This window comes from Mycobacterium sp. UM_CSW, from assembly GCF_000455205.1.
GTDB lineage: Bacteria > Actinomycetota > Actinomycetes > Mycobacteriales > Mycobacteriaceae > Mycobacterium.
Map to the genome: position 1 here is coordinate 88,794 of NZ_AUWQ01000074.1, position 9,788 is coordinate 98,581.

The window sequence follows — 9,788 nt, forward strand, 5'->3', positions numbered from 1 at the left end:
TCGAACGCACTCGGGCACAGAAGGTGCGCGATACCGGACGCCATGAGTCCCAGTCCCCCTAGCAATGCCCATCTTTCGGATCGTGTGCGTCCAGGCTTCATGGGGTCGACCTCTCGTGGAGAACGACGGGAAGGTGGATGGGGCCACGCAGCGAGCTGTTGGTGGACCACGTTGTCCGTCCGGTGAGCGAAATTCGGGACACGCGGTTGACCAGTTCACGGAGAACGGCTTGTGCCTCCATCCGTGCCAGCGGCGCTCCCAGACACAGGTGTGGACCGTACCCAAAGCCGACGTGGGTGCGTGGATTTCGGTCCGCGCGGAAGGTGTTTGGGTCGTCGAAGGCAAGAGGATCACGGTTGGCCGCTCCAAATGACATCAGCACGCGTGAACCCGATGGGATGGTGATATCGCCTACTTGATAGTCGGCACGAGTGTATCGGTAGAGGTTTTGAATGGGGCTGGTGTAGCGCACGTGTTCTTCGATGGCCTGAGGGATGAGGTCGGGGTCGGCGCGGATCATGTCGTATTGATCGGGGTGGTGAGCGTAGGTGTGGAGCATCCCCCCGAGAAGGTTGGTTGTGGTCTCATTGCCGGCGATCAAAAGCAAGATTGCGATGTAGAACAACTGGTTGTCGGTCATCGCACCATCGGCGCTGTGCGCCAACAGGCGGCCGAGGACGGTGTCCGATCCCTTAAGGTGCCCCTCCGCCAGATGTTTCAAGAAATAGCGGCGCAGCGCTACTGCGGCGCGCATCGACCGGGCCATACTCGCAACGCCTTTCACCGAAGGGGTGAAGTTGATGATTTGGGTGGCTTCGTCTGACCACCGGCGGAAGTCGGCGATGTCGCTCTCGGGGACGCCGAGGATGGCGGCGATGACGCGAAGAGGCATCGGGATTGTCAGCCGCTGCACGGCATCGCAGTCACCAGCAGCGATCATGTCATCGACGAGTTCGGCGGCAAGCCCATCGATGATGCTGCGCCAACTCTCCAGTGCACCCTTGGTAAATGCCGGCTGGACTTGTTTGCGCAGGCGGCTGTGCTGTTCTCCGTCGGTGACCACCACAAGATCGGCGACCATCCGTACTCGGGTCACTCCATGGCTGCTGGTCACCTGATCTGTGTCGCGTAGGGCTGCGCGGACATCGTCGAGCCTGTGCAGAATCCATGTGGCACGCCGGGGGTTGTAGTGAACACGTCCGCTGCGGTGCAGGGCGTCGTAGGCAGCGTGGGGCTGCGCCGCGACGGCCGGGTCCAACGGGTCATAGTCGGTATTGATCGCACCCGTCCACCCCGTGTAGCCACGACTGCGCGTGCGGATCGCCGCGGCGACGTTTAATCGCCCCGCTGCAATGATCGGCGACAACAATGCGACGGAACCGTCAGCGGCCTTTCCGAGCTTCAAGATGAGCGCACCTTTCCCGACAGCAGTGGTCTTAGAGTCAGTCCCGGCCGCTAGGCGGTCAATACCTGGCAGCGAAGTTGAGAAGGCCCCATGCACGGCTGAGAAGCACTTCTGTCCGCAAAATCACCAGGAGCTGCGCATGCCGATAAGACATCGAGCCCAATCTGTCTCGCGGTGATAGAACGGATTTGTGGTCTACCGATGCTTGGAGGGGAAGGAGGGACTCGATGGTGCGTCAGGCCGATGCGTCTGAGTTAGATGAACGCGGGCATCGATTCCCAGCCTCGGACAGCCGACGCCGATGACAAGTGTGCGTTCTGGGTGTCGATATCCCACTCGGGGAAGCGCTTGAAGATTTCCTCGAGCGCGATTCGTGCCTCCAGCCTGGCGAGTGCCGCTCCGAGGCAGAAGTGGGCTCCTACGCTGAATGCCAGGTGCTGACGGGGCTGGCGATGGATGTCGAATCGGTCTCCGTCAGGCGGGAATTGGCGGTGGTCGCGGCAAGCCGACGCGATCAGCGGCATCATGACGCTGCCTTCGGGCACTGTGTGGCCGTACCACTCGGTATCACGGGTGACGTAGCGGGCGAGGTGCGGTACGGGAGGTTCGTAGCGCAGCAGTTCCTCGATCGCCTGTGGTATCAACCGATGATTGACCGCGATCTCGCGCCGCTGGTCGGGATGGTCGGCGAGAACTTTTCCGGCCCAGCCAAGGAGTCGGGTGGTGGTCTCGTTGCCCGCCGAGGCGACGAGTCCTATGTAAAGCAGGATTTCGTCGCGGGTCAGGGTTCGGCGGACTCCTGTCTCGTCGTCGAATTCGACGTTGAGGAGTTCAGTGGTGATGTCGTCGGAGGGGTGTTCGGCGCGCCAGTCGAGATAGGCGGCGAACACCTCGTCGTACTGGACGCCTTCCGAGGCCAGGGTCATGGGTTGGCCGGCCTCGGTGAGCAACGCGGCATTCGAACGTTCCCGGACTTGTTCTTGGTGGTCTTCGGGAATGCCGACCAGCATTCCGATGACTCTCATCGGCATCTGAGCGCCGAGATCGCCAATGAAATCGAAACGTCCAGTGCCGACGACAGGGTCGAGACATTGTGCACAAAACGCGCGAATCTTGTCCTCGAGGTCAGCGATCTTGCGGGGGGTGAAAATCCGCGCGAGCAATTTACGGTGGATGTCATGAACCGGTGGGTCTTCGAAAACGATGATGCCGGGCGGTATCTCGATGTTGGCCTTGATCACTTCGAGGATCATTCCGCGGGCTGAACTGAACGTGCCGGTGTCGACCAGCGCACGACTCACGTCCTGGAAACGACTGAGCGCATAGAAATCGTATTGCTCGTTGTAGTACAGCGGCGACTCCTCGCGCAGCCGCCGGAACACTGGGTAGGGATCGGCCAGAAGTTCCACATCGTAGGGGTCGTACCGAATGTCGTTGACCTCAGTTACGGTCATGGCCCGTCCTCCTGGTGCAGTGGAACCTGCCGCGATCCCTCGATGTATCACAGCAGACCTAGCGCCAACTGACAAGACAATTCGGAGCTGAATGTCGCGTCATCGTGGACTGTTGCGGATTCGGGCGGTGTGGTGACGAGGAACTCCTGGGCGGAAGTCACCTACTTCTCATAAGATTTCGTACGAAATGACACGTGTGAAACGACAAGATACCGTTGACCCCGGCCCCAGTTCGCAATACGGTTATCTGCAGGTTGTCGCGTCAAACCGAACTGGAGCACAACGGTGGGCCTTGCCCTTGCGTAGCCATGGATGGTCGGGCCACACGCCGGCCTCCGATGAGGAAGCCGTCAACAGGATTCTGGACGCGGTTGACTCCTTGATTGCCGAAGGCGGATCGGCCATCCGCATCAGCGACGTGGCCCGCGTTCTGGGAGTAAGCCGGCAGACCATCTACCGTTACTTTCCTGGGGCTGAAGCGCTTCTGGTCGGAAGCCAGATGCGTTCGGCTAACGGCTTTCTCGATCGTTTAGCCGATCACCTGCGTGGGTGGACAAATCCGGGGGCTGCCGTCGTCGAGGGCGTAGCATTCGCGGCCGAGGAGTTCGCCGACGACCCGCTGATGGCGCGCGTCCTAGACGCACGGTTACCGGGCGGCACGTCGGCCTCGTTCACCGCCGGTGCGGCATTTGGTCTCGGACGAGAAATGTTCCGACGATATGACGTCGACTGGGCCGCCCACGGCTTCGACCACGCCGCGATCGACGACCTCATCGAACTCGCTGTACGCACACTCCAGTCGATTCTGCTCGATCCTCCCGAGCGGCCACTCAACCCAGTGGCACTCCGCAGGCTCGTGAGCAGATGGCTTGGACCGGCCGTCCTCTACCACCAGCTGACCCGCGACATCGATGCACTAACCGCTCTCACGCATGCCAGCCAACCGGCTTCCAGCGCTCGCGGATCAGTCAAATTGGCGTGACCAGAGCGCATCCGGCGACCTGGAGCTACCAACCCCCGACCAGCAGTTCGCTGCGCGGCCCGACGCGCCTTCCCGGGTGCGCCTCCACACCTAGTGAGGTGCCAGAAGCTCACTTGTGCGGCGAGATGCCACGCATCAGCGTGTCGATCAGTCCGTAGTAGCGCTCGGTGGTTTCCTGCGCTGAGGTCGTAACGCTGAGCATGCGGTATAGCGTGGCTCCGATTAGTGCGTCGGTGGCAGCTTCGACGTCGGCATCTCCCCGAATTTGGCCCATCGAGATTCCGACGCGTAACCGGCGTGACACTGCATCATGGAAACGGCTGGTGAGTTGGCGGTATAACGTGTCGCGGTCGCTCGGGTTTTCGGCGGCGGCGGCGGCGAGAGCGCGGACGAGTGCGACATTCTCGGCAGCCGAACCGATTTCGGCGTACGCGCGCATCCAAGTTCTCAAGTCCTCGACCGTGTCTCCGGTATCCGGAAGCGTGAAATCGGTCTGGTCGTAGGCTCGCATGACCGCCTCGGCCACCAGGGGGCCTTTAGACGGCCACCGCCGATACACCGTTTGGGTAGCCACGCCGGCGACCGCGGCGACCTTGTCCATCGAGACTCCGCTGTAGCCCGCTTCGACGAGCAGCGACCGGGTGGCTTCCAGGATCGCCTCGTGCACAGCCGCGCTCCGCGGTCGTCCCCGCCGAGATTGGCTCACACACAGAACCTAGAGCAATTGCCCGACGTCGCGTCTAGGCAACGGCGCCACGATGTGTCACGATTAACGAGAAAATTTATCTCGTAATTGTTACTGATCGTCGCCGACGGGCGTGCGTCTGGTCGTGAAGGTGGATACATGCGCGAGCTGTGCGTCGTCACCGGAGGCGCGGGTGGCATGGGACTGGCCGCGGCCAAGATCGTCGGGCAAGAGCGGCTGGTCGTCATCAGCGATGTCAGCCCCGGCCGCCTACAAGCCGCGTCAGCCGAATTACAGAGCCTCGACATCGAGTGCGTCGCAGTCAACTGCGACGTCACGGACCGCTCGTCGGTCGCCGAGTTGATCGCCACCGCACGGTCGCTGGGCTCGGTGACCTCGGTGATCCACACGGCCGGCGTCAGCCCGAGGATGGGCGATGCCGAATACATTCTGCGGATCAACGCACTGGGCACGGTCCACGTCAACGAGGCCTTTCTTCCCTTGGCGTCTGAGGGGTTCGCGATCGTCAACGTCGCGTCCATGGCCACGCACGTGTTCCCTCGGTTGTTCATCCCCAAGCGACGGTTCAAGGACGCTCTGCGCAACGAGGACCGCTTCATGGCCAAGATGACCGCCGTCTGCAAAAGAGTGCCAGCCGGGATCCGCCCCGGTCTGGCGTACTCCATCAGCAAGAACTTTGTGACGTGGTACAGCGCCTCTCAGGCGGGCCGATTCGGCAGCCGCGGTGCCCGCATCGTCTCGGTATCTCCGGGCAGCATCGACACCGAGATGGGCAGGTTGGAGGAGCAAGCCGGATCAGGCGCGATGGTGAAACTGGCCGCCTTGAAGCGTTTTGGAAAGCCCGAGGAGGTCGCCGAGGTGCTGGCTTTCTGCGCTTCGACGAAGGCCGGTTACCTCACCGGTGTGGACATCGCTTGCGACGGCGGCGTTCTCGCGGCGTTCACGCTCAAAAACATGATTCCGCTAGCTACCCGCACCACGTAGCCCCGCAGAGAAGGACGATATTGCCATGGCGGACATCGACGCTCGCAGCGCACGCACACGTCGGGCGCTCGGCCTCCTGGCCGGCCTGATCGGAGTGGCGCACTTCCTGGTTCCGCGGATCTTCGATCCGTTCAATCGCCTTGGTTTCCCCAATCACGCTCGCACTTTCACCTACGTCAACGGCGCGATCGAAACGGCGCTCGGCGTCCTCATGCTGCGCGCAGACACGCGTCGACCAACGGCCCTCTTGTCCGCTTGCTACATCAGCTACTTGACGATCAGCATCCTTCGCACCCAACTTCGCACGCGACGCGGCGACGGTCGCCCAGAATAGGAACAACAGTGTCGGTCAGCCACACCGCCCACAAGGCGGCCGAAACCCTCAAACCAGTCGCCAGCCTCGTGCGGATGAATGTCGCCGGCGCCATCCAGACCCGCCGGCGCGGCTACGACGGCTGGACCGGCGCGATCAACACCGACTATGACCCGCAGGACCCTGCCACCGCCGCGGACCCTTACGACGCGTACCGCGCCCTCCACCGAAGCGGCCGCGTGCACTACAACCCAAGGCGCGCCACCTTCATCCTCAGCCGCCTCGACGACGTGCGGGCCGCGTTGCGCGACACCGACCAGGTCACCAGCGCCCAAGGGGTCACCCGCCTGAGGATCTCGGCCCCGCTGGCAGTGGTCACCGACGGCGAAGAACACGCCCGGCTACGCAAGCAAGTCCAGCCGGGATTCAGCAAGGGCGCCATGAAGTCCTGGCAGGAGATGATTGAGAAGTTAGCCATCGACCTGGTCACCGACGTGCTGAACGACCCCGGCTGCGATGTAGTGCAGCGCTTGGCCATTCCGATGCCGATACGCTTGATCGCCCAGATCCTGGGCGTGCCCGAGACCGACGTCGGCGACTTTCGTCGTTGGTCCGAACGCGCCGTGGGAGTCATGGAACTGAGGTCCACGCTCTCCGGTGTCGTCGACGCGGCCAAGTCGATGTCGGCAATGGTGGCGTTACAACGTTACTTCACAAGCCAATTCGCAGCCGGTGGACTCAAGGGGTCCAACACCGTGCTCGGGCGCCTTCTCGAGCACAACACCGACGGCAGCCTCACCGACCGTCAGCTTCTGCTCATCGCCATCCACCTGCTGATCGCCGGCAACGAGACCACGACCAACCTCCTGGGCGGAATGTTCGACACCCTGGCCCGCCGGCCCGACCAATACGACCTGATCCGCGCCAACCCCGACCTCATCCCCCTCGCCCTGGAGGAACAGCTCCGCTTCACGACGCCCATCCAGAACCTCTACCGCTACACCCGGGCCGACTACCGCATCGCCGACGTCACCATCCCCACCGGCTCACGCGTGCTGCTGTCCTTCGGCGCGGCTAACCGGGACCCCACCGCGTTCGAGGACCCCGATGAGTACCGCGCGGACCGCGATCCGCGAACGCACGTCGCCTTCGGCTACGGCGCCCACATGTGCCTGGGCGCACCGCTGGCCCGCATGGAAGCCCAAGCCGTACTGCGGCAACTCGTCACCCGCGTCGCCCGAATCACTCCCGCCGGCCCGACGCAGTGGTCGAGCCACAGCTCGCTACGCGGACCCACGCGCTTGCCGATCCGCCTTACCCCCGCCTGACGTAGAAGACCATCGCCGGTACGCCAAGGAGACCCCAGCCTGCTAAGGCGTCGCTTAGAGCACTTGTATTTTGCCGGTCGTGCCGTCGACCTCAACAAGCGCGCCCGGCGGCAAAGTCTTGGTGGCGCCCGCAACGTCCACCACACATGGGAATCCGAATTCGCGGGCCACCACCGCCGCGTGCGACATCGGACCACCCAACTCGGTCACCACGGCCGCGGCGTAAATGAAGGCGGCGGTGTAACCGACGTCGGTGACCTCGGCGACGAGGATCTCGCCAGGCTGCAGGTCGTCGATGGTCTCCGGCCGCACGATCCGCACCCGGCCGCGCACCCGGCCGCCGCAGACACCGACCCCGTGCAGGGTCTCCCCACTGGTGAGGGCTTCCGAGGTCGGCTCGGTTGGCTGCCAGCTGCCGCTGAACACCGTCGGCGGAACGACGGTGGCCAGCCTGCGCTGTTCGGCTCGGCGCCGGGCCACCAGGCCCCCGACGTCGGCAGGGAGCGCATCGAGCTCGTCGACCAGTAGATAGAACACATCGTCAGCGGTCTGGAAGACTCCGGCCTCGACCAACCGGCGCCCGTACTCGCGCATCAGGTTGCGCAGCACCCAGTTGGCCCGCACCACTTTGTCGCGACGGACTTCGCGATCGCGAAGTTGGTGTCCGGCCAAGCGCGCAATCGGCTTGGCCCGCAGCGGAATCCGGGTAGGCTCCGGCTGCGGCGCGGGAGGTGCGCTCATTGCCCGGGCCACCATGCGCACGAGCAACTCGGGATCGTCGGCGTAGCTGGTCGAGCGCATCTCGAGTTCGGCCGGGCCGCGATGCCCGATCAGTGCCAGCTCGGCCAGCACCGCGGCGTGAAACTCCGGCGCCTCGACCGCCAGCTTGCCCAGTCGCTCCCCCGGTTCGGCAAGCAGCGCCGTCACTTTCGGGTCGCGCTGGGCGGCGAGCACCAACCGCTGCATCGCTTCGACCGAGCGCGCGCTCACCAGTTCCGGTCCCGCCGGCGCGGCGGTATCTCGCCCACATAAACCGCGCAACAACACGTTGAACGCGGCGCACAGCATGAACGAAGCCGAGGCCAGCACCCACCCGTGCACCACCTCGTCCCGCGCCAACGCGATCAGGCTCAGCAGCCGGCGATCGTCGAGCCGGGTGCCGTCGTCGCCGGCCAGGCGTTCCAGGCGATCGACATCGGCGACGAACTCGTGGGTGTCATCGGCCGACCCGGCGGACAGGCCGATCAGGTTCACACCGAATACCCCGATGTTGCGCACGGTCCGCAGTTGCCTTCGCAGCCGGCCAGTTTCGGAGCGTGGGCGCTCCGCGCCGAAGATCGGCAGCGACGCCATACTTGGGCCGAAGAATCCGCTGTTGCTGACGATTGTGGCGGGTTTGGCGAAGGGCACCGTTTCCGCCATGAAGTGCGCCGAGGTGATGGCGCCGTAGAGCCGGTGGGCGAACACCGCCACCGTGCGCATCGCGATTTCGCGCTGGATCACCCCTCCCGGCCGCAGCCGCTCGGCGATGGCTACGCCGCCGGCGCGCAGCCCGCGCACAGTCACCGAGGCCGATGCCGGAGAGAACGGGCCGGGCAATGCCTCCGACAAATTGGTGGCCAGGAAGGTGGGAAAGCGCGGGTCGATCGGGGTGTCGAACTCCCCGTTATCCCCTGCCGGGCCGGCCCAATTCGGTTTCACGCCGTCCTCGCTCGGGGCGTCGACGGTGGGCAAGTCCTGGATGTTGGTCATCCGCCAGGGCAGCGAGACCACGCGCTTGCCCACGCTGACCCGGCCGCGCACCGCGACGGCGAAATCCTCGACACACTCGACGGAGTTCCACGCCGGCCGGAACTCCCACTGTTGCCGCAACCGCGCGGTGTCCATGAACGGGGCACTCTGCACGAGTTGCAGCTCGGCGGGCCGTACGCCCAGCCGCACGATCGGGCGTCCGAGCGCCGCGGCCACCCGCCGGAAGGTCAGCTCACCCGGTGCGGCGAGATTGATTGGGCCACTGCCGACTTCGGTGTCCACGATCGCCCGGTTGAACAGGCGGAGCGCGTCGTCGAGGTGGACGACCTGGATGCGACGATCGGCTGCTGCGACCGGAAACGCCGGTAACGCCAACACCCGGCGCACCCAGTTGTCGACGCTCCGGCCGAGGATCGGCGCCGTGCGGATGACAACCCATTCCAGGCCCGAATCCTCGAGCAGCTGTTCGACGCGGGCCTTGTGCCGGCCGTCGGCACCGACGGGGGTTCTCGCGTCGTGCTCGGTCTTGGGTGCGTCCCCGCCGCCGTAGACGTGCGCCGACGACGGGAAAACGATGCGCCGGGTTCCGGTTTCAGCGATCCCCTCGAGAACGTTGAGCGTTCCACCGATGTTGACCTGCTCGCTGCCGGTCGCCCACGCACAGTGCGCGACCACGTCCGCACCGGCGACGGCGCGCTTGACCGCTTCCGCGTCACGGATGTCCCCCTCGACGAATTCCGCCGCGCTCGACCAGCTTTCGGGGCGGCGTCGGGCGATGCCGACGACATCATGGCCCTGGCTGAGCAATCGGGCGGCGACGCCGCGGCCGAGCACAGCACTGGCCCCGGTGACCGCAACTCTCAC

At 64.6% G+C, this 9,788-nt stretch carries 8 protein-coding genes; 4 read left to right on the forward strand and 4 right to left on the reverse strand.

Going from position 1 to position 9,788, the window contains the following annotated elements; all coding sequences use genetic code 11:
- Positions 1-97: 97 nt before the first annotated feature.
- Both N415_RS23335 and N415_RS23340 read right to left on the reverse strand, forming a co-directional pair.
- A complete protein-coding gene (locus N415_RS23335) occupies positions 98-1,405 on the reverse strand; it encodes a cytochrome P450 (RefSeq protein ID WP_068187153.1) in 1,308 nt (435 codons plus the stop codon).
- Positions 1,406-1,659: 254 nt separating this feature from the next.
- Positions 1,660-2,859 (reverse strand): cytochrome P450, encoded by a 1,200-nt coding sequence (locus N415_RS23340; RefSeq protein WP_068187155.1) that lies wholly within the window; start codon positions 2,857-2,859, stop codon positions 1,660-1,662.
- A gap of 298 nt (positions 2,860-3,157) precedes the next feature.
- Here N415_RS23340 and N415_RS23345 point away from each other — a divergent pair, with 298 nt between their 5' ends.
- Positions 3,158-3,841: a TetR/AcrR family transcriptional regulator gene (locus tag N415_RS23345; RefSeq protein ID WP_068187204.1), complete on the forward strand. Its 684-nt coding sequence runs from the start codon at positions 3,158-3,160 to the stop codon at positions 3,839-3,841.
- A gap of 109 nt (positions 3,842-3,950) precedes the next feature.
- On the opposite strand, the gene N415_RS23350 is transcribed toward N415_RS23345, so the two are convergent.
- The gene (locus N415_RS23350) at positions 3,951-4,508 is read right to left on the reverse strand and encodes a TetR/AcrR family transcriptional regulator (protein ID WP_239645674.1); all 558 of its coding nucleotides are present in this window, start codon (positions 4,506-4,508) and stop codon (positions 3,951-3,953) included.
- A 177-nt stretch (positions 4,509-4,685) separates the two neighbouring features.
- On the opposite strand from N415_RS23350, the gene N415_RS23355 reads away from it, so the two are divergent.
- The 3 genes from N415_RS23355 (at position 4,686) to N415_RS23365 (ending at position 7,172) form a co-directional block, all read left to right on the forward strand.
- The gene (locus N415_RS23355) at positions 4,686-5,531 is read left to right on the forward strand and encodes an SDR family oxidoreductase (protein ID WP_068187158.1); all 846 of its coding nucleotides are present in this window, start codon (positions 4,686-4,688) and stop codon (positions 5,529-5,531) included.
- Between the two features lie 25 nt (positions 5,532-5,556).
- Entirely contained in the window at positions 5,557-5,865 is a 309-nt protein-coding gene (locus tag N415_RS23360) for a DoxX-like family protein (protein WP_068187159.1), read from the forward strand.
- 74 nt (positions 5,866-5,939) lie between these two features.
- On the forward strand, positions 5,940-7,172 hold the full coding sequence (locus tag N415_RS23365) for a cytochrome P450 (protein ID WP_081665459.1): 1,233 nt from the start codon (positions 5,940-5,942) through the stop codon (positions 7,170-7,172).
- 54 nt (positions 7,173-7,226) lie between these two features.
- On the opposite strand, the gene N415_RS23370 is transcribed toward N415_RS23365, so the two are convergent.
- Positions 7,227-9,788 carry a sugar epimerase family protein gene (locus tag N415_RS23370; RefSeq protein ID WP_068187163.1) on the reverse strand — a complete coding sequence of 854 codons (2,562 nt, stop codon included), beginning with the start codon at positions 9,786-9,788 and terminating at the stop codon, positions 7,227-7,229.